Source organism: Bacillus sp. ABP14, assembly GCF_001831375.1.
Taxonomy (GTDB): domain Bacteria; phylum Bacillota; class Bacilli; order Bacillales; family Bacillaceae_G; genus Bacillus_A; species Bacillus_A paranthracis.
This window is the reverse complement of record NZ_CP017016.1, coordinates 1,525,860-1,551,652: the sequence shown is the minus strand read 5'-3', so window position 1 is coordinate 1,551,652 and position 25,793 is coordinate 1,525,860. Positions and strand designations below refer to the sequence as shown.

The window sequence follows — 25,793 nt, the reverse complement described above, 5'->3', positions numbered from 1 at the left end:
TTTCATGACAACTGTTCCCCATATTTTTTCAATGTTTCTCCAACGGTACATTGTCTTATACAAAAGGAATGAGCATAATACTTACTATTTGTCTTTCGATTATGTTCTCGCAAAAAACATCCTTCACAATACGTTTCTAATAAGTCATTTACCTCTGTAATGAGTTGCTTTTTATCCACCTTTGCACCTCTCTATTCGGTTATTTCTTTATGACTATCAATCACTGTTCCTTCTAATGCTTGCGTAGCTAATTGATGTGCTTCTTTATTTTGTTTTCTTGATATAGGCTCACATACAAGTTTTAATTTCATTTGCTTCGCCTTTTGCTCAATTTGGTCTAAATAATGATTTAAATGTTCATCATAACAAGGCCATTCTCCAGCCAATTGTTGCAGTACAACTTGAGAATCTCCGCGAAGCGTGACCGCTTCATACTTAATCCCTAATTCCTCGAGTATATTCATGCTATATAATAGTGATGCATATTCCGCTTCATTATTATCATATATACCTTCTATATATGCATTACGGCGAATTCGGTAGTTTTTATTTCCTTTTTTATAGTATACACATATGCCTATACCAGCTTCTTTCGTCTGTACATCATAGCCGCCATCAAAATAAACGAGTATTTCTTGGGGTTCTTCCTCCACTTGTTTGCTCAGCTTCTTCATTTCCTTTAATGACCATTCTGCATCCATTTCATCGTAAAATAATAATTCTTTCACTCTTCCTGTTTTCTCGAAATCCTCCGCAAATTGAAGTGCTTCTTCTATGTTCATATAATCTGTCGTTAATTCCGTCTGAAAACCGCGTTTTGTTTTATACAACCAATGAATTTTATATTTCATACTATAGATTCCCCTTATGTAAGACTTCTTATATGTATCCAGCTAATGAAAGCCTCACTTTATTTTATTATATTTTATCAAGAGTCAAAGAATTATATTCAATATTATCACATGCAAAAAGAGCTATCCCTATAGGAATAGCTCTTTCATCTATTACATAAATCTTTCAAATTGTACTCGTTTATTAATCCAGTACATTACAGGCATACCAATCGCCATAACAACAAATTCACCGATTGCACATGTTAACCAAGTCAACATGAATGGTAAATCAAATGCAAGATGAAGTTCAATTGCAATCATAAACATTGTAATTGTAAAAATAACTGTATTAAAAATCATACGAGCCCAAACACCTTTAATAAATCGCATAGAAATAATCGTTGCAACTAATGCAAGAATAGATTGCCCTACTCCAAATACTAAATCGTAAGCGATCATAGGTGAGAAAAAGAGATTCGTTAAAAATACACCTAATACAATTCCGTAAATTGCTTTCTTATTAAATACAACGAGATGATTAAACATCTCTGAAATACGAAACTGTACATTCGTAAAGCCAAATGGCTGAATAAGCATAGAAACAGCAATATATAATGCCGCTAAAATACCATTACCGACTAATGTTCTAATATTCATGACAAAATCTCCTTAGTTTTTTTACGTGGGATGGTTTCGAACCACGTTATTCGTTTTTTAAGCAACAAGACTATATTTTACGCGGTAGCCCCCCTTTCGTCAATAGATTCCTACCATGAACTACCCTTTTTCTTTTAGACAACGTATAATGAAATATATGAAAGATTTAGGAGGTTTTACTTCATGACTGCAACAATTCAAAATGAAAAAGTGATCGTTACCATCTCTGACAAAGGTGCAGAATTACAAAGCGTTCTCTTAAAAGAAGACAATACAGAATACTTATGGCAAGGTGATGCTACTTATTGGGGACGCCGTGCACCAATTTTATTCCCCATCGTCGGCCGATTAGTAGATAATACATACTACGTAGATGGTAAACCTTATTCTTTAACACAACACGGCTTTGCTCGTGATCTTACATTCTCTGTAGAAGAACAAAGTGAAACGAAAATCACTTACATTGTAACTAGTAATGAAGAAACATTAAAAAAATACCCATACGAATTCGAATTACTCGTTTCTTATGAACTAGACGGACAAACCGTTCATGTAACATACGAAGTGAATAACCCTGCTTCAAAAGAGATGTTCTTCTCAATCGGAGCACATCCTGGTTTCAATTTCCCGTTATTAGAGGGCGAGTCATTTACAGATTACCACCTATCTTTTAATGGTTCAGAGCGTTTAGAAACGAGCGTATTAGAAGGACCTTACCTTTCAAATAAGAAGCAACTAATTGCTGAAAGTACGAATGAGTTGCCACTTACATACGACCTATTTAAAAACGATGCACTTATTTTTGAAAATATGAATACGGATGAAATCTCCATCCGTTCTCATAAACATAATAAATTCGTAAAAGTAGAATTTGACGGATTCCCATTTGTCGGCGTATGGACACCAGGCGAGAATGCACCTTTCTTATGTATTGAACCTTGGTACGGAATTGCTGATGAAGTAAATCCAGCAAAAGATTTCAAGGAAAAAAAAGGAATTCAATCTTTACAAGCGAATGAAACATTTACATGTCGTTATAGTATTACAATCGGCTAAGTTACTCTATCCCCTACTTCAAAGAAACATATAGGTAGGGGATCATCTTATCATTTGGAGGTTTCTCATTTTGATTGAAGTATATATTGATGGTGCATCAAAAGGAAATCCTGGTCCTTCTGGTGCAGGCGTATTTATTAAAGGGGTTCAACCCGCTGTACAATTATCATTGCCCCTTGGGACAATGTCCAATCATGAAGCAGAATACCACGCTTTACTTGCGGCATTAAAATATTGCACGGAGCATAATTATAACATTGTCTCTTTTCGTACAGATTCGCAACTTGTGGAGAGGGCTGTCGAAAAAGAATACGCAAAAAATAAAATGTTTGCACCACTATTAGAGGAAGCACTGCAGTACATAAAAAGTTTCGATCTCTTTTTTATTAAGTGGATTCCAAGTAGTCAAAATAAAGTTGCTGATGAATTAGCTAGAAAAGCTATCTTACAAAATTAACGGGGGTATGAGTGTGAAAAAAGATTGGATTGCTCCTCTTGCTTTATTATTTGTGTCTTTTATTTGGGGAGCTACATTTGTTGTCGTTCAAAATGCTATGTCTTTCGTTGGTCCATTTACATTTAATGGTATACGTTTTTTATTCGCTGGAATCATTTTATTATTCGTTCAAATGATTTTCTCAAAAAAAACTTCAAAACAACATATAAAACAGAGTAGCCTCGCTGGATTAACCGTTGGATTCTTTTTATGCGTTGGCTATGTATTACAAACATTCGGCTTACTTTATACAACTTCTTCAAAAGCTGGTTTCTTAACAGGGCTTAGTATCGTTATGGTACCAATCTTGTCTTTTATCTTTTTAAAACAAAAAGCTACTATTTTTATCGTAATTGGCATTGCTGTAGCAACAGCGGGTTTATATTTATTAACAGCAGGTGATTCTTTTCAATTAAACATTGGAGATATACTCGTTCTCGGTTGTGCAGTTGCTTTCGCTGCTCATATTCTCGTTAACGGCTTCTTCTCTAAAAAAATATCACCTTTATTGTTAAGCACATCGCAAGTATTAGCTGTCGGTATGTTTTCTTCTATTTGCGCCTTTTTGTTTGAAGATTGGGAAAATTTATTTTCAGTAGCACTATGGACGAATTCTTCCTTTTTATTTGCTCTATTTCTAACTTCCCTGTTCGCGACATCCATTGCTTTTTTCATTCAAACATCAGCACAAAAACATACGTCTCCAACGAGAGTAGCAATTATTTTCGCAATGGAGCCCGTTTTCGCTGCCTTAACAGGCGTTCTCGTTGCAAACGAACAACTTTCTATTTCCGCTATTATCGGATGCCTCTGTATTTTCCTAGGCATGGTTTTTGTTGAATTACCTTCTAAAACAAAAAAAGAAGCGCAGGCTGCGTGAAGTTACGCTTGTAACTTCCGCATAAAAGCCTTAGCGCTTTTTTTATCTGTAATCTCTTCTTCTTTCAATCGTTCTAATAACGCAACAAAATAACTGCCATCAAACTGCAATTGATGCTTAATTGTCGCTTCTATTGCTGCGTTTACAATGCCATCAGATGCACCCGTATATCCTTGTCCGAACATAATAAATCCTTGTGCTTCCTCTGATAATTTAAATCCTTTCGTATGTAAGAATGAAAGATAATCTTCTACTGTTTGCATGTTATTCCCACCTACTCAAAAATTCTCCACTTCCTATCATACATGTTTTTATACGCCATGAGAATGAAATTTCTTTGACAACTTTGTAAATCAATCGTCTACTTCGCTTATAAATAGAGGATTTCTTTACAATATGAAGGAATATGTACAGTGGAACTTATTCCATATTAAAGGGGAGACATGATGAAACAAGCACTATTAATTATCGATGCGCAGCAAGAATTAATGGATGGAAATGAACAAGAAAGTGAAGTTTTTCGTAAAACCGAATTATTATCTACACTCAATACAGCCGTGCAGAAAGCAATAGATTCCAATGCCCTTATTGTTTTCGTAAGAGATATCGATGTTGCTTCTGGTAGCGGCGTAGGCTTTGAAGTACATAATGAAATTCAAGTACCTCAGTCTGCAATCCTTATTAATAAAGCAGCCACAAACGCATTCTATGGCACTTCTTTACTTGAACTTTTAAAAAAAGAAAAGATTAACCATATTGTTATCGGTGGATGTAAAACAGAGCATTGTATTGATACCGCTGTGAGGACAGCAACTGTACAAGGCTTTGATGTTACATTAATTAAAAACGGTCATTCCACAACTGCTTCTGACGTATTGACTGCAGAACAAATTATCTCTCACCATAATAAAATTCTCCATGGTCATTATAATGTTGATCATTTTTCTATGGTAAGGGATATCGAGGAAGACCTCTTTCAGCCGACTCATGATCAATATCGTGATTAGCGAAAAAGAATCCTTCGTTCAGAAGGATTCTTTTTCACCCAAAAATTTGTGCTGCAATGCTATATAACTCATTATTCCTTTTTAATAATTGACCGCTATTTTTCATCATAATTGGTGGTGTATTCACCTTTTTAAAACCAGTAATCTCTAATACTTTCATGAAATCTTTCTTTCCTTCTAGTACATCAATTCTTAATTTACCATTATGCCCTTTTGCTAAATCATGTACAATTCTCATTGCCATCTCATCATTTTTAGCAACAACCGGTCCTATTATTTTATTTTCTGGTGTTTGTATGCTTAAACCGTAACCTAATACATTTTGTTCCTTGTCCCTTACAACAGTGCACTGTTCACTTTGCATAATTCTTTTCGTTACAAACCCTTTTCTATTTGTTCCAAACGCATATTCATCTAATTTTATTATTTCTTCTAAATCACACTCCTCATAATTCATCATATAATCTTCATTTCTCATACAATAATTATTCACATTGTACGAGTTACATATGTATTTAGAAACATAGCTTACTGCTCTAAATCCCAATTTTTCATATAAAGGCTTTCCCTCGTCCGTAGCAATCAGCATAATTGGAGTATGAGCTGATACGCTTTTAACACACGCATCCGTTATTATCTTTCCAATCCCTCTTCCCTTATAATCTGGATGTACAATCACCATTCCTATTGACGCTAACGCCTCTCCGTATAATATAATTGCAGCGCTAGCAATAAGTTCCTTTCTCTCATTCCATACGCCGTATACAATACCTGAGTTAAAAATTGTTTCAACTTCTTCCCTGTTATAATCCCAACCAATATAAGATGATAATGCAACAATATCCTCTATATTTTCTGTTCTAAGACGATCTACTCTTATTTTCAATCCAATCATTCTCCATCCCCTTATCTAGACATTTAAATCATTATTATCAAATCAACTTGTACATGTTTCCCTTTATTTGTCACACACATATCCTATTTTGACCAAGACTATATTGGAAATGAGGTGACAACATGCCCATTACGAATCGATTTTCTACCACCACTAACGGCGCACTCGCAATTACAGGAAATACTTTAGGCTTAAGTAAAATTAGTAACCAAAACCGTGCTGGTACAATCGGGGCAATTGGTGCATTCGCAACTACGAATACCGCTTTACAAGTAACATCTTTTCCTGCTGGGACAACGTTAAACTATACACAAAATAGTTCTACCGCTCTTTTAAATATCCCTGCTGGTAGTACCATTCTTTACGCAGAACTTGTTTGGGGTGGAAACTATTTATCTCGTGATCAAAACATTACGAGCGTATTAGGAAACCCAGTTTCTTTTACAACACCTGTGTCAACATACTCAATTACTCCTTCAGCTGTTACAGCTTCTAATCAAACATTCGTTTCAAACTCTATTACATTTGGATTTTACACTCGTTCAGCAGACGTAACGACTCTTATTCAAGCTGGAGGGTCTGGCTCCTATACTACAGGATCTGTACCTGGACTTGTTGATCCTTTAGATGCTTCTAATGGATCAATTAACTCGGCTGGATGGACACTTATCGTCGCATATCAAAATGGTTCCTTACCTGCAAGAAATTTAACAATTTACGTAGCTGGTAACCGTGTTTCTGCAGAAACTGGTAGTGCCGATGTATCTGTTTCAGGATTTTTAACACCTTCAGGAGGGCCTGTAAGCGGGAGATTGTTTTTAAGTTCTACCGAAGGAGATGCTGATTTAATTGGGGATCAGGCTCTATTCGGGCCAAATTTCAGTTCATTAAATGCCTTATCTGGACCTAACAATGCTGTAAATAATTTCTTCGGTTCTCAAATTAATAATGCCGCTGGAAACTTAGATACAACCGGGACATTTGGAACGCGAAATCAAAGTGCTTCTACAGGTACAAACATCTCCGCTGGAAGACAGGGCTGGGACATTACTTCCATTGATATTTCTCCTTATTTAACAAATTCTCAAGTGTCCGCCGCAATCCGTTTAACAACTAACGGAGACGCATATATGTTAAATACAGTCGGTTTACAAATCAACATAAATTCACCTAACATACAAGCAACAAAAAGCGTGAATAAAAGTGTTGCAGCAATTGGAGACGTTCTCACTTATACAGTTACTATCCCTAATACAGGGCTTCTCCCCGCCAATAACGTTATTTTTACAGACATTCTTCCTAACGGTACTTCCTTTATACCTGGAACTGTAACAGTAGATAATGTCCCGCAAACGAATGCAAATCCGGCTGCTGGTATATCTCTTGGAACAATTAATAACAACGCTTCTCGTACAGTAACTTTCCAAGCAACTGTCGTTTCTCTTCCGAGTCAAAATCCTATCTCAAACACCGCGAATATTACATTTCAATATACACCAATTGCTGGCGGAACGACTTTTAACGGTCTTGCAACAAGTAACTCTGCTGGAACACAAGTTAATCTTGCAGATATTAACGGAACAAAATCAGTTAACAAACTTTTTACCGATATTGGTGAAACGTTAACTTACAGTATCGCCTTAGCTAATATAGGAAATATTGCTGCAACTAACGTAATATATACGGATCCGATTCCTAGCGGGACTACTTTCGTTCCTGGGAGTGTAACCGTTAACGGTGTTACGCAAGCTGGTGCAAATCCGGCTAATGGTATAGCAATTGGGTCTATTGCTGCTAATGCTACAACTACTGTTTCATTTCAAGTACTTGTCCCTTCTATCCCGCAAACAAATCCAATATTAAATAGTGGTACAACAACTTATCAATACATTCCTGTGCCAAATCAACCGGCAGTAAGCGGGACTGATACGACGAATATTGTCTCCACTCAAGTGAATAATGCTACTGTAACAATGACAAAAGCAGTAGATAAAAATTTTGCCGATATTGGTGATACACTAACGTACACTGTTTCCTTTACAGGTACAGGTAATACAAGTGCAAACAATGTTATTTTTACAGATGCCATTCCTACTGGAACAACTTTTGTTCTCAACAGTTTAACAATTGATGGAACGACACACGTTGGAGCAAATCCCGCAAACGGCGTAAATATAGGATCTATTCCTACTGGTACGACGAAAAACATTTCATTTCAAGTAGTAGTAAATACAATCCCAGCTTCGAATGTTGTATCTAATGGTTCAAGCGCTTCTTATCAGTACACTGTCAACCCTAGTCAATCACCCGTTACAAAAAACATTTCTTCAAATCTCGTTTCCACTCAAATTAACAATGCGAATGTAACTTTAACAAAATCAACAAATAAACAATTTGCTACGATTGGCGAAACAATCAGTTATACAATCCTTATTACAAACAGTGGAAATACAGCTGCTACTAACGTGCAACTAACAGATCCACTTCCAAATGGAACGATATTGACTCCAGGTACTGTAACACTAAACGGTGTTTTGCAAAATGTAAATTCTCTCGTCGCTTTGCCTATTGGTACAATTCCTGGCGGAGCTACTTTTACACTTTCTTTTCAAGTAACAGTCATCAATATTACTGCACAAAACCCTGTCATTAATAACGCTTTTGCTTCTTACATTTACACTGTAAATCCAAGCTTACCACCCACTTCAAAAACAGCAAATTCTAACTCTGTTACATCAACAATTAGATTAGCAAACATTCAAGCTACTAAATCTGTAGATAAAACATTTGCGGAAGTCGGAGATATATTAACGTACAATTTTTCTCTTACAAACGATGGAAATGTTACAGCGAACAATGTATTACTATCCGACTCAATTGCGAATGGTACTGCCTTTGTACCAAACAGTGTCATAGTTAACGGTGTTGCTCAGCCAGGCGTTACACCAACTAGCATTACTATTGGTAGTATTAATGCCGGCACTACAATTACAGCTTCATTCCAAGTATCAATAACTAGCATCCCAAATCCAAATCCTATTTCAAATAGCGCTTCTATTTCCTATAACTTTATCGTGGATCCAAATACATCTCCTGTAAGTAAGAACACAACTTCAACCACTACACTCACTCAAGTCAATGACGCAAATGTCATTTCAGCAAAAACAGTGGACCGAACGTTTGCCACTGTTGGGGATGTACTAACTTATAGCATTCTTTTGACGAATGCAGGAAGTGTTACTGCTGATAATCCTACTTTTGTGGATACAAATCCAGATGGTACTACCTTTATTCCAAACACTTTCCTTATTAATGGTGTGCTACAAAACAATGCAGATCCGAACGTTGGTGTTCCGTTGCCTTCCATTCCTGCTAACGGCTCCCTTACCGTCTCTTACCAAGTAACTGTCACCTCTTTACCAACACAAAATCCAACAATAAATTCATCTAGTACACAATATAGTTTCATTTTAAACCCAGGTGATCCACCAACTATAGAAACCTCTTTAAGTAATACTGTAAGTACGCAAATTAACATAGCAAATGTAGTGATTGTCAAACAGGTCGATTTAACTATTGCTGATGTTGGGCAACCAATCACATATACAATCTCCTTAGCTAACCTTGGCAACACTCCCGCTAATAATGTAGTCGTTACCGATATCATCCCTTCTGGCACCACACTCGTACCAAATAGTATTTTTATAGGTGGTACTTTACAGCTAGGCGCAGATCCAGGTGCAGGTCTTCAAGTCGGGACAATTCCTGCTGGCGGTTTTACAACGATTGTTTTTCAAATAAGCGCAAGTAGTTTACCTACACAAAATCCAGTTCAAAATAGTGCTGCACTACAATATAACTTTATTGCTGACCCAAATTTACCTGCTGTTGTTAGAAATGCTACTAGCAATATAGTATCGACACAAATTAATACTGCTAATATTGTTGCTACGAAACTAACAAGTACAAATTTCGCTGATGTTGACGATGTCATAACTTATGCAACAATTTTAACGAATAACGGCAATATCCCTGCCTCCAATGTAACGTTTACAGATATCATTCCAGCTGGTACCATCTTCCTTCCTAACACTGTAACGATTAACGGTGTCCCTATAGCTAATGCAAACCCTGCTAATGGCATTTTAATTGGTACAATAGGAGCGAATTCATCACGTACTGTCTCATTCCAAGTTTCTGTACCAACTATTCCTAGTCCAAATCCGATTACGAATCAATCGAGCACTACATTCCAATACATGTACGACGCATCCAAACCAATTGTAACGCAGATGGTGGCATCTAACACCGTACAGACGACTATTAATAATGCTACAATTGCCGCTGTAAAATCGGCAGATAAACAGTTTGCTAACGTAAATGATATGATTACGTACACGACTACTTTAACGAATAACGGGAACACACTTGCATCAAATGTAATTTTTACAGATGTACTTCCAAACGGAACATCATTTATCCCTAATAGTGTAACAGTAAATGGAAATACACTCCCTAATACAAATCCAGCAAGTGGGATTGCAATTGATCCAATAAACCCTAATACAAGTGCAACAATCTCATTTCAAGTAATAGTAAATTCTATACCGAATCCGAATCCAATTCCAAATGAGAGTAACACTACGTACCAATATGTCGTAGACCCGAACTTACCTCCAGCATCCGCCAATGCATCAAGTAATGTAATAACAACTCAAATTAACAACGCTACGATTATCGCAACAAAATCAGTGAACACACCGAATGCTGCAATTGGGGATATCGTTACTTATACGATTGCCGTTACGAATACAGGAAATATTCCTGCTAGTGCTACAGTTTTAACAGATGGACTCGGCGCAGGCGCTTCATTTGTCCAAAACTCTGTAACTATCAATAATATTCCGCAGCCGGGGTTAGATCCATCACTTGGTATTCACTTAGCAGATATTCCCCCAGGAGATACTATACTCATTACTTTTCAAGCACAAATTTTAGCGATACCACCTAGTGGCACATTAACAAATAATGCTCTTGTAAATTATGAGTATACCGTGAACCCAAACCAATCACCTGCTGTTGATAGCACAATTACGAATACGACGGTTACTCCAATTATTGATGCTACTTTAGTTTTAAATAAAAATGCGAGTACAACTTTCGCTACAATTGGTGATACGATTACATTCACTTCATCTATTACAAACACAGGAAATACTACTGCGAACAACATTGTGTTTACAGATTCCATTCCAAATGGTACTACCTTTGTCCCAAATAGCTTTAAGATAAATGGTGTAACCGTCCCAAATGCAAATCCGCAAAACGGTATCAATATTGGTAACTTGAATGCAAATGCATCGATTACACTCAATTTTCAAGTAAACATTACAACGCTGCCAAACCCGAATCCAATTCCGAACCAATCATCGCTTCAATATAACTTTATTGTTGATATAAATGAGCCGCCTGTTTCCCGAACAGTTCAATCCAATAAAACCTTTACACAAGTAAATACTGCTTCCGTTATCGCAACAAAAACTGCAAGCAGTGATTTTGCTGCTGTTGGAGATGCAATTACGTATACAACTACCCTCACTAATAGCGGAAATACTACCGCAAACACACCTGTTTTTATCGATATATTACCACCCGAACTTTCATTCGTTCCTGATAGTGTACAAATTAACTCCATCCCACAACTTGGATTTAGACCAGATAGCGGAATCTCTTTAGACGCAATTCCAGTTGGAGGAACGATAACAATTAGCTTTCAGGCTATTGTTGGCTCAATACCAGCTACAAATCCAACATTGAACCAATCTAGCACAACATACTCTATCATTGTTGATCCGAACCAGCCGCCGGTGACAGAAACAGCTACAAGTAATCCAACTTTAGTTCAAATTAACGAAGCGATTATTCAAGCAACGAAAAGTGTGGATCGACTATTTTCTGACATTGCACCTGGAAATTCATTTTTAACGTATACTGTTTTATTAGAAAATATAGGGAACACAACTGCTACGAATATCATTTTTACAGATACGATTCCAAATAATACAATATTTATAGAAGATAGCGTTCGAGTAGGTGGGGTTTTATTACCTGGAGTAAATCCAGCGAACGGGATACCAATTGGGGATATTATTGCAGGAGATTTTATAAATGTTACCTTCCGTGTGCAAGTAGTTAGCATTCCAAATCCAATTTTTACAATCGGACCTGGAGGACCAAACTCACCAGTTGTAAACGGCGCTTCTATTGATTATCAATTTATGACAGGACCTAATTTACCACTTGTTTCACGAAATTCGACATCTAATTCTGTTTCGACACAAATAAATTCTGGGGAGATTGTGGCAATCAAATCTGTAGATAAGATTTTCGCTACGATTGGCGATACAATTTCTTATACAATTACATTAAGTAACCCTGGAAATGTCACTTCACAAAATATAATTTTCACGGATACTTTACCTGATGGGACGACATTCATATCTGGCACTCTTACGAACGATTCTGGTACACAGCAAATCGGAAATCCATCTAACGGGATTCAGATTGGAAATATAAACCCAAATGGAACGGCCGTGATTACTCTTAATGTACTTGTTACAAACATTCCAAGTATAAATCCAATTTCTAATTTTAGTTCAGTACAATTTGCACATGTGGTTGATCCTAGCCAACCTGCCATAACACAAACGAATGTATCTAATTCTGTTTCGACAACAATTAATAGTGCAATATTAACGACCCAAAAAAGCGTTGATAAATCTATCATTTCTGTTGGAGATACGATTACGTATACAACAACTATTACAAATACAGGAAATACGACTGCAACGAATATAACGTTCACGAGCGCAATTCCAGCTAACACTACCTTTATACCAAACTCAGTCAAAATAAATGGGGTTCAGCAATCTGGTGCGAAACCAGCACTTGGAGTAACTATACCAAATATCGCTCCTGGTGAAACAGTAACCGTTACTTTCCAAGCAACTGTTCTTTCTGTTCCCCCTTCAAGTTCAATTATGGGTAGTGACACAATTTTATATTCTTATACTGTCGATCCAAACGTAACTCCTATTACAACTTCTACTTCAACGAATATCGTTACAAACCCGGTACTAGATGCTATGATAACGATGGTGAAATCTGTAAATCAAACACTTGTAACACTAGGTGATACCATTACCTATACGACACTTTTGACAAATACCGGTAATACAAACGCTACGAATATTACTTTCACTGATCTTATACCAAATGGTACAACGTTTATTACTGATAGCGTTACAATAGGTGGCATTACACAAATCGGGCTCAATCCTAATACTGGCATAACAATTGGATCAATTGCTCCTAACAGCTCAATATCTATAGCATTTCAAGTTACCGCTACTTCTACACCAGCCCAAAATCCTATTGTCAATTCCGCTACTGCTTCTTACACATTTATCGCTGATCCAAATGCACCAATTGTTTCAAGAAATGTTACTTCAAACACAACATTTACTACAATTAATACAGCTACCATTCTTTCATCTAAACAAGTTGATAAAGCATTTAGCCACATCGGAGATACACTCACTTATACGGTCACTTTAACAAACAATGGAAATTCATCTGCACAAAATGTTATTTTCACAGATACTATGCCAAGCGGAACTACATTTATTACAAACTCTTTTTCTATTAATGGCATTCCCCAAAGCGGTGCGGACCCATCGAACGGTGTAAATATTGGGACTATAACAGCTGGGACTACAGTAACAGTTTCGTTCCAAGTTACTGTAACGTCATTACCAATCGAAAACCCAATTGTAAATTTCTCATCAACATCGTATCAATTAGTTTCACCGCCTGATGCAGAAACTTCAATTAGTAATCCTGTTTCAACACAAATTAAAGAAGCTATATTATCCATGACGAAAAATGAAAGTGTCTCCTTTGCAGATATTGGGCAAACTGCTTTTTACACTACTTCTATTTCGAATATAGGAAATACAGATGCAGCCAACATTGTATTCACGGATGTATTACCGAGCGGACTCACATTTGTTCCTAACACATTAACTGTTGATGGTGTTTTACAACCTGACGCGAATCCAAATAACGGTGTATTACTTGCAGCACTTCCGCCTAATGAAATATATAGTATCGTATTTCAAGTTGCGGTGAACAACATTCCACCTATTAATCCAGCACCGAATACCGCATCCACGAATTATGAGTTTACTGTTGATCCAAATAACCCTCCCGTTTCAAGTACAGCTAATTCTAACACGACACTTCTTCAAATAAACAATGCAACTATTATTAGTACAAAAACAGCAAATCTTACTTTTGCGGATGTTGGTAATACAATAACATTTACACTTAACCTCCCTAACACCGGGAATGTGGCTGCAACGGACGTAACTGTTATCGATATTCTTGATAGCAATTTAAGTTTCGTTCCAAATAGTTTCACAGTTAATGGGCAAACCATTCCAAATGCTGATTTATCTACTGGTGTAAATATCGGTTCCATTAATGGTGGTAATGCGGCAATCGTCACATTCCAAGCAACTGTTACTACACTTCCTACACTTAATCCTATTTCTAATTCTGCTTCTATCACATATCATTATGTCGTTGATCCTAGCCAGCCATCTATTACAACTTCTAATCAATCTAATACAACGACTACACAAATTAATAGCGCTATCCTTACTGCACAAAAAAATTCAAATGTGTCAACAGTAGATATTGGGCAAGATATTGTCTACTCCGTTACCATTACAAATAGCGGAAATGTTAGTGCAACAAATGTTATTTTCACCGACCTTATTCCAGACGGAACTTCCTTTGAACCGAATAGTTTTACACTTAACGGCACTAGCATCCCAAATGCAGATATCGTTACAGGGGTTCCAATTGGTGATATCGCGCCAAACCAATCTGTCATCGTAACATTTCATATTAGTGCCGATGAAATTCCGCCTATAAATCCAATTACCAATCAAGCTAGCGTTAGCTTCCAGCATATCGTTAATCCAGCTAATCCTCCTGTTTCAAAAAACATTACTTCAAATAGTGTTACAACATCAATTGAAAGTGCTATTTTAACTACTACTAAAATCGGAGATAAAGCTTTTGCAACGATTGGTGATACGATTACGTATACAACTACGATTACGAACACAGGAAATATTCCTGCTAATAACGTTATTTTCTCAGACCCGATACCATCGTGGACACAATTTGTTGCAGGATCAGTTATTGTAGATGGCACTCCATTAGCATCCGCTTCTATCATTGACGGTATCGGCATAAATACAATCATTCCAAATCAAACTGTAACAATCATATTCCTAGTTCAAATTGTAAGCAATCCAACAACATTCACTCCTGAACTCCAAAACTTAGCATTTGTGAACTTCCAATATAACGTAGGCAATGCATTACAAGCTCAGCCTGGCAACGTGGAAACGAACGTCTTTGTTACTTCTATTAATACAGCAATACTTTCAGCTGTAAAAACTGCTAGTACAGCCTTTGCAAATATTGGCGACACGATCACTTATACCGTTTTAATTCAAAATAGCGGCAATACGAATGCTACGAATGTAAATTTCTCAGACCTCATTCCAGCAGGAACGACCTTTGTTGAAAATAGTTTTACTGTAAATGGAAATACCATTCCAGGTGCAAATCCAAATAGTGGAGTTACTATCGGGACCGTTAGCGCGGGTAGTTCCTTAACTGTTACTTTCCAAGTCATAGTTACATCTACTCCACCTTCAAATCCAATTACAAACGTTGCATCTATTCAATATGCATTCATCGTTGATCCGGCGGCTCCTCCTGTTACCGGCACAATAACTTCTAATAGCGCTTCAACACAAATTAATAACGCGACTGTTACAACTATTTTAGAGGCAAATCGAACAATCGTATCTATCGGCGATGTCATTACGTATACAGCAACATTAACAAACACTGGAAACTTCCCTGCAAACTCTGTATTACTCATTAACGGAGTTCCTGAAGGAGCATTATTTGTTCCAAATAGTGTTACACTTAACGGGATTTCACTTCCAGATGCAAGTCCAACTCTTGGCATTCCCGTTGGTATTATCGCACCAGGTAATTCTGCTACTATTACGTTCCAATTTCGTGCAAGCTCTATTCCACCGCAAGGAGCAATTATAAATCAAGCACTTACAAGTTACACGTATAATGTCGACCCGAGTCAACCTCCAGTTACAGCAACCTCCTCATCTAATACGGTTAGTACAGCTGTCGTTGATGCATCGCTGTCTGTAATTAAAAATACAGATTCTCTCGTACAATCTACTAACGGTACAATCACTTACACTGTAGTCGTTCAAAATAACGGGAATACAACTGCAAATACAGTTACTTTAACAGATTTGGTCCCAGAAGGAACTGCATTTATTCCGAATAGCGTAACCATTAATGGCGTTTCAACTCCAGGTGCCGATCCAAACGTAGGGATACCATTAAACTCCATAGCGCCTTCAGACATTATCACCATAACATTCCAAGTGATCGTTCAATCCATTCCAAGCGTGAATCCAATTTCTAATATAGCTCGTATTGACTATACTTTTATCGCGGATCCAACCGCTCCTATCATCTCTCGAACAATTACGTCTAACCCAGCTTTCACACAAATTTCGGATGCGAATGTTCTTTCTTTAAAAGCAGTCAATGCACAACAAGCAACAACAGGAGATATTTTAACCTACACGATAACGCTAGAGAATACCGGAAATATTCCAGCTACTAATCTTACTTTTTCAGATACTATTCCAGAAGGGACTACATTCGTAGACAATAGTTTTACACTTAACGGAACAGCTATACTTGGTGCAAATCCAAACGCAGGTGTTACTTTGCCTAACCTAGTTGCAAACGCTACGCACCTAATTTCGTTCCAAATTCTTATTAATGATTCATTCTCGCAACAATCGATTACAAATCACTCCAATACAACATATACAATTCAACCGGATCCAGGGCAACCGCCTATTACGGAAACATCTACTAGTAATATCGTCTTTACAAATTTCGTGCAAGCACAATTGACAATTACAAAAACATCCAATCCAACAACTGTAGATATTGGTGGAACGATCCTTTATATTTCTGAAGTGAAAAATATCGGAAATGTTGACGCAATAAATATTATTTTTACAGATTCGATTCCAGCTGGGACTACATTCGTTCCCGACAGTGTCACAATTAACGGTGTCCTTCAGCCAGGTGTAAATCCTGAAAACGGAATACCGATTGGAACAATTCCAGCAAACAGTTCCAAAACGATACTATTTCAAGTCCAAACAAATAATCCACCTACTGAAACCGAAATTGTAAATCAATCTTCAGCAACGTACCAATATGTAAGTATTCCTGCAGCTCCCCCAGTGAATCGTTCTGTAACTTCTAATATCGTTACAACATCGCTTCAAAATGCAAATATTATTTCTGTTAAACAGGCGAATGTTACTTTCGTATCCATCGGGCAAAATATTACTTACACAAATACACTACAAAATATCGGAACTGTTCCGGCTAACAATACAGTGTTCATTGACAATATTCCAGAAGGTACGATATTCATTAAAGATAGCTTATCAATAAATAATGTCATTCAGCCTGGTGCGAATCCTGAAATTGGCGTAACGCTTGACACGATACAACCAAATGAAACAGTCACTATTTCATTCCAAGTACAACTTACAAATATACCCGAGGGCAACACAGTCACTAACATTTCAGACACTTCGTATGAATACCAAATTGACCCTAGTTCTCCGGTTATTCAGCGTAGATCATTATCAAATGCAGTAAATACTGAAATCCGTACAGCAAATATTAGTGCAATTAAATCCGCTAACAGATCTATTACACGCATCGGTCAAATCATCACATATACAGTCGCAGTTACAAACGCTGGTACAGTACCTATTACAAATACTCTCCTAATTGACGCAATTGCTGCTGGCACTACATTCGTTCCAAATAGCATTCTTGTAGATGGCATACCAAGACCTAACGAAAATCCAATTACTGGAATCACCCTTAATATTATCCTTCCAAACAATACAATTATCGTTACATTCCAAGTAAATGTAGTCTCTATACCTCCTCAAAATAACATTAATAATATCGCCGTCATCCACTATGAGTATCAGCCAGACCCAAGCTTACCACCAATTTCAGAAACGACATCTTCCAATACTACAAATATACAATTTATTGATGCGATTCTTATCGCCACAAAATCTGCTAATACAATATTAGCTAATATTGATGAAACTATTGAATATACAGTACTCATTCAAAATAACGGATCCACTACAACTAACTCCATCTTTTTTACAGATACGATAGAGGATGGAACAATATTTATCCCGGGAAGTGTATTAGTTAACAATACTGCATTTCCTGCAGCGGATCCGAATATCGGCTTTTCCATTCCTAATATCGCATCAGGTCAAATGGCTACAATAACCTTCCAAGTTTCCGTTATGAATTTACCTACTGTAAACCCAACTCCTAATACTGCAAACATCATCTACGACTTTGTTTTCAACCCTGATTTTGCACCAATTCAAAAATCGACTACTTCCAACACTACTTTCGTTCAAATTAATGATGCTGATATCGTTTCACTTAAAACTGTTGATTTGACTTCTGTAACAATTGGTGACATTTTAACTTATACAACAACTTTAACGAATACAGGGAATACAGATGCCACTGCTGTTGTATTTACAGACAACATTCCTGGTGGAACTACCTTTATTGACGGTAGCGTTTTAGTAAATAACATTCCGCAGCTTAACGCCAATCCAAGTACCGGTATACTTGTAGGAACGATTGCTCCTAACATTTCTATCCCAGTCACGTTTTCCGTTACCGTGGTATCTCTTCCAGCTAGCAGTCGTATCCAAAACCAATCAACTTCTCGTTATACAATTAATGGCGAGGAACAAATATCAACTAGTAATATTACCTTCACTGAAGTTATTTCTGCTAATGTACTCGCTATAAAAACAACGCCTATCCAATATGCTGACCTACAAACGATTATCCCTTACACAATTTCCATTACAAACAATGGGAATATTCAAGTAGAAAACATTATCGTTACAGATATCATCCCAGCAAATACGAGCTTTATAGAGAACAGTGTTATTGTGAATGGCAACGCTCGTCCAAATGACAATCCACTTAGCGGGATACAAATTGATAACATTCCGCCTAATACAACAGCAACTATTCTATTCCAAGTACGGATTACTTCAATTCCGCAAACAAATCCAATCTCTAACACGAGTACAATTGAATACCAATACACGTTACCAAATCGACCACCTATTACCGAAACTATTATTTCATCAGCTGCCATAACAACAATTAATCATGCGACTTTGAATAGTAATAAAACTGTTGACCTAGCATTTGCAACAGTCGGTGATACGTTAACGTATACGATTACGCTCAATCAAACTGGTAATGTTGCAGCAAATGATGTAGTCATTCAAGATATGATTCCTCAAGGTACTACATTTATAGAAAATAGCGTCATTGTAAACGGAGAAACTCTTCCGGGAGTTAATCCAGTAAGTGGTATACCAATTGGTCCTATAACTGTTGGCGGAAATGCTATCACTTCATTCCAAGTAACTGTAACTTCTATTCCGACACCAAATGAACTCACCAACCAAGCAATCACTACTTTTAACTATATAGTCAATCCAAATAACGTACCTGTTACAAATACAATTACAACAAATACTGTCACAACAACTGTCCAAAATGATGATGTCATTGCGATAAAAGCTGTTGATTTCACGAGCGCCTTACCTGGTCAAACTTTAACGTACACCATTACCATTACGAATAATGGTAATATCACTATTGAAGATCTTCTTCTAGTAGACACAGCACCAGTAGATACGACATTCGTTATTGGTAGTGTTACGATTAACGGAATCCATCAACCTAATGCGAATCCTGAAAATGGTATTACGCTAGGCAACCTTGCTCCAAACGAATCTTTTATTATTACATTCCAAGTGACAATATCTTCTTCTACTCTTCAATCTACAATCAATAACGATGCTACTATTTCCTATACACCTATTGTCGGTCCAACCGAACCTCCTATTACGATTACAAGGCAAATAAATACCGTTACAAAGCAAACAAATACTGTTACAACAATAATAGTTGATCCAATGGTTAGTATTGAAAAAACAGCCGATAAATCTATCGTGGCGACAGGGGACATCATAACTTTCACATTAGAGGTGATAAATCATTCACCAATTCCTACAATCAGTACTTCCGTCCTAGATATAATTCCAGCCGGTACAACATTTATAGAAAACAGCGTATCAATTAATGGTACTCAAGTTCCAAATATCCGTCCAGACACTGGTATGAATATCGGCTCTTTACCTGCAGATGGAGTAGCAACGATAACATTTAAAGTTCTTGTAACTTCTATTCCTTCAAACAGTACAATTATAAATTCTGCAACAGTTACAGCCGCTTTCCAATTGACACCACAGGATCCGATTATTACTTTCGTTGTTAATTCGAATATTGTTCGTATACCAGTTCAATTTGTAACTGCGACAGTCACGAAAAACGCTTCCGTCAGCTCAGCTTATTTAAATCAATATTTTGATTATACGGTGCGTATTACGAATACTTCCGAGATTTCACTCTTAAATATTTCGTTACAGGATACTATTCCAGTAGGTTTACAATTTATGAACGGCACCGTCTCCATTAACGGAGAACGCTCTCCACTAGCGAATCCGAATATCGGTTTCCTAGTTGCTACTAATTTAGAACCAAGCGAAACAATTATCGTGTTATTCACCGTACAAGTGATAAGTCCACCTGTTACTAATGAGTTTAAAAATACGGCTAATATTTCGTTACAACTTCAAGCCTCACCTACCGATCCACCAATTACAGTAACCGTTACGAGTAATGAAAATACGGTCACCTTTGTTCCAGAAAATCCAGATGAGACACTTCCAAATTTTAATTGCTTCTTTGACGGTGAACGCTTCATACGGATTACTCCTCGAAATGTACGAAATTACCTTTGGACTTGGATTTGGTGGGATTAAATGAAACAAAAAGAGATTGTAGTTTGGTTGAAACCAAATTACAATCTCTTTTTCATTCTCTTTATCGTACTACTTAATAACTCGTCCAAGCATTTATAACCGAGCATCATCTCAAGTTAATTTAGTCGTAATAAGTTGGCCTGCCTCATTAATTGTTACTTTCCATTTCGCTCCACTAACAGTCTTCATAATGATACCTTTACTTGCTTCTATTTCAATATCTCCAAACATTCTTCCGCCTGTTGTTGCTAACCAAGCATTCCCATTTTCCATAGAAGATCTCGCAAATATACGATTAATTCGAAAACGTTTATGGTCTTGAACATAACCACTCAGTGTAATTCTCGCTTTATATAGTTGACTCGCCTTCATATTCGATATAATTGTGTCGCCTACATTTAATGGAACATCCGATGCAACAACCCAATTTCCAGTTGCACTTAATGCATACTCAATTTTAATTTTCTTCGGGCTCTCTCCCCATCCAAAATACATGCCAAAACAATTCAACATTTGGATTGGATTTTTCGTAAAATCTAATTCAATCACAACTGGATTACTATCCGGAACATCGATATAGTTTACACTTTGTTCATCTATTAAATTAAAACAATTTGCAAGATTCCCCCCGTAAGGTAATTTCCCACTTACTTGCTTAACAGTATACTTCTGCTGAGCATTTACTAATATATCATCTTGGTTCCCTATTAAATGTGGTTTATTTAACGTAATCGGCAACTGAATCCGAAGAGATTCTTCATAGGTAGACTTACAAACATTGTATTGTCCTTTATCTACAATAGTTGTGGAAAGTAAATTCGAAAAAAGGTAGTTACGATGCGAATTAGAAGAAAATTCAATGACAATCTGTTCGCTACTCATCCGGTACGTATCCCAGATCATACAATCAAATGTATTATAAGCGCCCGTACAACGAATTACTTTTTTCGTTTGCTGTCTACATTGTACTTGAATATCATGAAATGTATTACCTGAACTTTCATTTGGCAAATCACTATTTCCATCTACTTCTATCCCATACTGACATCCATCAATAAATATAGATTGAAATACATTTGCATTAATCCAGCAAGGGGTATTTATATCATCTATAAATTCTGTCTTTAAATGTATTGCAGTTTGAAAGTTTTTAATTTGAATAAAGTTGACTTGAAAAAAACTAATATAGTCCCATGCTTTTTGACAATAAAAGTGTATAGCCTTTCCTTTATATGACGACGTTGCATTTATTATATTTATATTTGATATAAGAGAGTGATTAGGAACTTCTATTTGTTGTGAACCGGAAACATAAATAACTGCAGATTGAAACAGTGGATTTATAACTTGAACTGTACCACCTGTTATAGACGCATTTTGTTGCAATTCGAACGCATTAAAATCTCCATCGATTTGTAGTGTTACAGTAGGATCTAGCTCTAATCTTACATTTGATTTAACAACAACCGGCTTTACAATTTTGTACGTATTTACCCCTGTAATTCTAACCGTCGAAATTCGATTCGCTACACAATAATTTATAGCTTGCTGAATTGCTAATGAACTATCATTTCCCGAGTTTGGAACTGCTCCAAAACAATCAATATGAACGCTATTTTCTGGTGCACAATCTTCTTGGGAAGAAATATATTCTGACAAAATAAATTCACTCCTCATATTACCTTTTTCATATAATATGTGAGTTTTATCTTAAAAGTTTCTATAATAAAAAAAAACAAACGACTTCTACAGTCATTTGTTTAATTCATATAAATCTTTCGTTTCTTCTATCATTTTCGTTAACGAGAAATATCTCTCTGCTTTCTCTCGTGCTTTCAGTCTAATACCATTCACCTTTTCTTCATTCTCTTTTAGTTCCTCAAGCGCACTTACAAATCCTGATTCGCAATATTCAGATATCAAAACACCTGATTCTCCATCTATTACTGCTTCATTTATTCCGCCGACATCTATTGAAATAATTGGTGTTCCTGTGGCCATCGCTTCAATTACCACCATCGGAAACACTTCACGAAAAGATAATAAAAGTAGGGCATCCATATTCCCTATAAATCTATGTGGTTCCGAAATATTCCCTAACATCTTTACATTTTGCTGCAATCCATACTTTTCTATTTCTTTCATAATAGACTCTTTCTCTGGTCCATCACCAGCAATATAAAACTTAAAATCATCTCTCTTTCTCAACACATTTGCAATTTTTACAAATAGTTGATGGTTTTTTTCTTTGGATAATCTGGCTAATATCCCTACATGATAAGTAGATTCTGTCTTTTTCTGCCGAAATAAAAACTTTTCAATATCCACACCATTATAAATCGTCTTTATTTTTTCTGCAGCTACATGCATTGAAATTAAATTATTTTTTTCAAACTCACTTACTGTAATAATATTGTTCACATATTTATTCATGAAATAACGAAAAAGAATTGGCATTTTCTTTTCTAATATCGTTACATTATGTTTCGTATACACGACTTTTATCTTTTTTTTCATAGACTTTTGAAGTAGAAATGAATATAAAACCATTCGTAAACTATTTGCATGAATAATTTCTATCTTTCGATCACAAATTTCTCTTCGCAAGTAATAAATATTTCTCAAATGATTCCATCGACTAAGCAACATGAAATTTTCTTTTCTAGTAAGAGATTCATATAGTTCTCCATCACCTGCAGCTGTATAAACTGTAAAGTTCTCATCACGCAAATTGCTTTCCAATTTACAGAAATAACTTTCAGCTCCTCCAGTTATCAATTTGTCTGTCATCAACAATATATTCATAATTGCGTCTTCCCAACTACATTGATTTTATTTTTTCTATAGGCATGAAAAGCATACTTACTAAAATAGTAAAAAATTTGCACTGCATTCAATCGTTTTTGTTCCTTTAATAATTTCCAATACCGAAAAGCCGCTCTCATTTTATTTCTCGAAACAGAATTCTCTACAATTCTATACTTCGCTAACACTTGCTGTATTCCTTTCGCTTCATGCCCTTCATGTAATAAGTTTAGCCATAGTGCTGTATCTTCCGGCTGTACATTAGGCATTTCAATATGCGAAATTTTTTCCCGATCAATCATTACTGTTAAACAACCGATAATTGTATTTCCTGCCAAACGATGATAGTCAACAAATTTTGGTACATTCACTTCTCGATTTAGTCCGTTACCGTTTTCATCAATTAAACTATACGATGTATATGAAAAGGCCGCATTCATTTCTTCCATAAATAACAATTGCGTCTTCAATTTATTTGGCAACCATATATCATCGCTATCTAAAAAAGCAATATATCTTCCTCTCGCCTCTTCAATCGCTAAATTCCGAGCTTTCGCAGCACCAACATTTTCTTTTAACGATATTAGCCTAATACGCGAGTCCCCTTCTATTATCTCTTTAATTTTTGCAGCAGATTGGTCAGTTGAAGCGTCATCAACGATAATCATTTCCCAATTTTCATATGATTGATTTTGTACTGATAAAATCGTCTCACCTATAAATCGTATACTATTATAAGAAGGTGTTATTACAGAAACATGAGGCGCCTTATTATGTGCTGATAGACATTTTACCATCTACCTTTCCCCTTCCTTCATATATTGAAATGTACTTCACAACCATTGCTAAAAATAAAAAGAACGCTTCGTTAATAATGAGTGACAATGACATCATCTGAAATAAAAATGCAATCATAGTCAATAAAAGATACGGTTTTTCACGAAACAGAGTATACTGCTTTAATTTAAACATTAATATGCATAAAAAAGCGCTATATAAAAGAAAACCAATTGTACCCGATTCAGACAAAATTTCTAAAAATGTATTGTGCACATATAATTTTTCATTAAATTGAAACTCATAATAATTCGAAAAATTAAACGCACCAATTCCGATATATGGATTGGATACATAATATTTAAAAGCAGCTTCCCATAATATAAATCTTCCACTTCCATTATCATGCGAAAAATCAGAAATTCGTTTATTCAATATATCATCCAATTGGCCACCCATTACACTATTCGATAAACTGAAGATCACTACACCAAACAATAGTAAACTCATTATTATTTTTATTTTTTTTGCAAAACTAGATGTACATACATATACAAAAACGACGAGCACAAGTGCTAATATCCCTCCCCTTGAGAAAGTTAATAAACTTGTCGTAACACATAAAATCAATCCTAAAATGTTCGTCATATTATGTAGGTTTGTCATATAATACATAAAAAATATTGTATTATAAAAAATAAAAATGTTAGGATCATCTAGCAAACCAATTAATCTTGGGTACCCTCTATCAACTAATAGTCCGGCAAAAATTTCTCTTTCTTCTCCACCGTACAATCCAAAGTGCTGTAAACCGACTATATACAGTATTAGACTTACAATATTAAATAGAATTCCTACATAGACAATAGATGATTCAAGTGTTGCTATTTCAACATTTCCTACTAAATTTCTCATTATAAAATAACAACCTAAAACAAGTAGCACACCAAAAATCATACGAATACTAGCATGTAAATATATAGAAAGAATTCCACTGAAACAATAGATGAAATAAAATAGTAAAAATACAACTTCGTGAAAATATAGCTTTTGAATACGAAAGTTTTTAACTGTTGCACAAAAATATATGACTAAAAAAATCATATATATCTTCAGCGAAAATCCAATATATATGTTGTATTTACTTAACATGACAAATAATATTAAGAGCATGATCCATTTCATCGATATTTTCATATTATTTTCCATAG

The 25,793-nt window shown here is 35.9% G+C and carries 14 protein-coding genes and 1 riboswitch; of the genes, 5 read left to right on the top strand and 9 right to left on the bottom strand.

The window, feature by feature from the left end; genetic code table 11:
- Positions 1–2 precede the first annotated feature (2 nt).
- The 3 genes from BGI23_RS08135 to BGI23_RS08125 all read right to left on the bottom strand — a co-directional run bounded on the left by BGI23_RS08135 (position 3) and on the right by BGI23_RS08125 (position 1,490).
- Positions 3–179: a zinc-finger domain-containing protein gene (locus tag BGI23_RS08135; RefSeq protein WP_000358801.1), complete on the bottom strand. Its 177-nt coding sequence runs from the start codon at positions 177–179 to the stop codon at positions 3–5.
- Positions 180–191: 12 nt separating this feature from the next.
- On the bottom strand, positions 192–851 hold the full coding sequence (locus BGI23_RS08130; protein ID WP_000875517.1) for a ribonuclease H family protein: 660 nt from the start codon (positions 849–851) through the stop codon (positions 192–194).
- Between the two features lie 153 nt (positions 852–1,004).
- Positions 1,005–1,490 (bottom strand): QueT transporter family protein, encoded by a 486-nt coding sequence (locus BGI23_RS08125; RefSeq protein WP_001026467.1) that lies wholly within the window; start codon positions 1,488–1,490, stop codon positions 1,005–1,007.
- 6 nt (positions 1,491–1,496) lie between these two features.
- A riboswitch (PreQ1 riboswitch) is annotated at positions 1,497–1,541 on the bottom strand.
- 132 nt (positions 1,542–1,673) lie between these two features.
- Between BGI23_RS08125 and BGI23_RS08120 the strand changes: the two genes are divergently transcribed.
- From BGI23_RS08120 to BGI23_RS08110, 3 genes are all read left to right on the top strand, one after another.
- Complete coding sequence (locus BGI23_RS08120; protein WP_000127427.1) at positions 1,674–2,546, top strand: aldose 1-epimerase family protein; 873 nt, start codon at positions 1,674–1,676, stop codon at positions 2,544–2,546.
- 70 nt (positions 2,547–2,616) lie between these two features.
- Positions 2,617–3,003 (top strand): reverse transcriptase-like protein, encoded by a 387-nt coding sequence (locus BGI23_RS08115; RefSeq protein WP_000573873.1) that lies wholly within the window; start codon positions 2,617–2,619, stop codon positions 3,001–3,003.
- A 13-nt stretch (positions 3,004–3,016) separates the two neighbouring features.
- Complete coding sequence (locus tag BGI23_RS08110) at positions 3,017–3,922, top strand: DMT family transporter (RefSeq protein WP_070805646.1); 906 nt, start codon at positions 3,017–3,019, stop codon at positions 3,920–3,922.
- Positions 3,923–3,924: 2 nt separating this feature from the next.
- Here the strand turns inward: BGI23_RS08110 and BGI23_RS08105 are convergent, their stop codons facing one another.
- The gene (locus tag BGI23_RS08105) at positions 3,925–4,185 is read right to left on the bottom strand and encodes a DUF6123 family protein (protein WP_001195212.1); all 261 of its coding nucleotides are present in this window, start codon (positions 4,183–4,185) and stop codon (positions 3,925–3,927) included.
- A gap of 183 nt (positions 4,186–4,368) precedes the next feature.
- Here BGI23_RS08105 and BGI23_RS08100 point away from each other — a divergent pair, with 183 nt between their 5' ends.
- Entirely contained in the window at positions 4,369–4,929 is a 561-nt protein-coding gene (locus BGI23_RS08100; protein WP_070805645.1) for a cysteine hydrolase family protein, read from the top strand.
- A 34-nt stretch (positions 4,930–4,963) separates the two neighbouring features.
- Here BGI23_RS08100 and BGI23_RS08095 read toward each other — a convergent pair whose 3' ends face one another.
- Positions 4,964–5,824 (bottom strand): GNAT family N-acetyltransferase, encoded by an 861-nt coding sequence (locus tag BGI23_RS08095; protein WP_070805644.1) that lies wholly within the window; start codon positions 5,822–5,824, stop codon positions 4,964–4,966.
- Positions 5,825–5,946: 122 nt separating this feature from the next.
- On the opposite strand from BGI23_RS08095, the gene BGI23_RS08090 reads away from it, so the two are divergent.
- Entirely contained in the window at positions 5,947–21,000 is a 15,054-nt protein-coding gene (locus BGI23_RS08090; RefSeq protein WP_070805643.1) for a DUF7507 domain-containing protein, read from the top strand.
- 111 nt (positions 21,001–21,111) lie between these two features.
- Here the strand turns inward: BGI23_RS08090 and BGI23_RS08085 are convergent, their stop codons facing one another.
- The 4 genes from BGI23_RS08085 to BGI23_RS08070 form a co-directional block, all read right to left on the bottom strand.
- Positions 21,112–22,659, bottom strand: coding sequence for a glycoside hydrolase family protein (locus BGI23_RS08085; protein ID WP_070805642.1), 1,548 nt, complete (start codon positions 22,657–22,659; stop codon positions 21,112–21,114).
- A gap of 93 nt (positions 22,660–22,752) precedes the next feature.
- Positions 22,753–23,805 carry a glycosyltransferase family 4 protein gene (locus BGI23_RS08080; protein ID WP_001023695.1) on the bottom strand — a complete coding sequence of 351 codons (1,053 nt, stop codon included), beginning with the start codon at positions 23,803–23,805 and terminating at the stop codon, positions 22,753–22,755.
- On the bottom strand, positions 23,802–24,602 hold the full coding sequence (locus BGI23_RS08075) for a glycosyltransferase family 2 protein (RefSeq protein ID WP_000237688.1): 801 nt from the start codon (positions 24,600–24,602) through the stop codon (positions 23,802–23,804). Before BGI23_RS08075 ends, BGI23_RS08080 begins: the two co-directional genes overlap by 4 nt.
- A complete protein-coding gene (locus tag BGI23_RS08070) occupies positions 24,577–25,791 on the bottom strand; it encodes an O-antigen ligase family protein (protein ID WP_070805641.1) in 1,215 nt (404 codons plus the stop codon). The genes BGI23_RS08075 and BGI23_RS08070 overlap by 26 nt, the downstream gene beginning before the upstream one ends.
- Between the last annotated feature and the right edge of the window lie 2 nt (positions 25,792–25,793).

Bases quoted from the DNA above. Each gene is read 5' to 3' on its own strand.
- BGI23_RS08080 (WP_001023695.1), bottom strand. From the start codon at position 23,805: ATGAATATATTGTTGATGACAGACAAATTGATAACTGGAGGAGCTGAA.
- BGI23_RS08125 (WP_001026467.1), bottom strand. From the start codon at position 1,490: ATGAATATTAGAACATTAGTCGGTAATGGTATTTTAGCGGCATTATAT.
- BGI23_RS08105 (WP_001195212.1), bottom strand. From the start codon at position 4,185: ATGCAAACAGTAGAAGATTATCTTTCATTCTTACATACGAAAGGATTT.
- BGI23_RS08100 (WP_070805645.1), top strand. From the start codon at position 4,369: ATGAAACAAGCACTATTAATTATCGATGCGCAGCAAGAATTAATGGAT.
- BGI23_RS08120 (WP_000127427.1), top strand. From the start codon at position 1,674: ATGACTGCAACAATTCAAAATGAAAAAGTGATCGTTACCATCTCTGAC.
- BGI23_RS08095 (WP_070805644.1), bottom strand. From the start codon at position 5,824: ATGATTGGATTGAAAATAAGAGTAGATCGTCTTAGAACAGAAAATATA.
- BGI23_RS08075 (WP_000237688.1), bottom strand. From the start codon at position 24,602: ATGGTAAAATGTCTATCAGCACATAATAAGGCGCCTCATGTTTCTGTA.
- BGI23_RS08130 (WP_000875517.1), bottom strand. From the start codon at position 851: ATGAAATATAAAATTCATTGGTTGTATAAAACAAAACGCGGTTTTCAG.
- BGI23_RS08090 (WP_070805643.1), top strand. From the start codon at position 5,947: ATGCCCATTACGAATCGATTTTCTACCACCACTAACGGCGCACTCGCA.
- BGI23_RS08070 (WP_070805641.1), bottom strand. From the start codon at position 25,791: ATGGAAAATAATATGAAAATATCGATGAAATGGATCATGCTCTTAATA.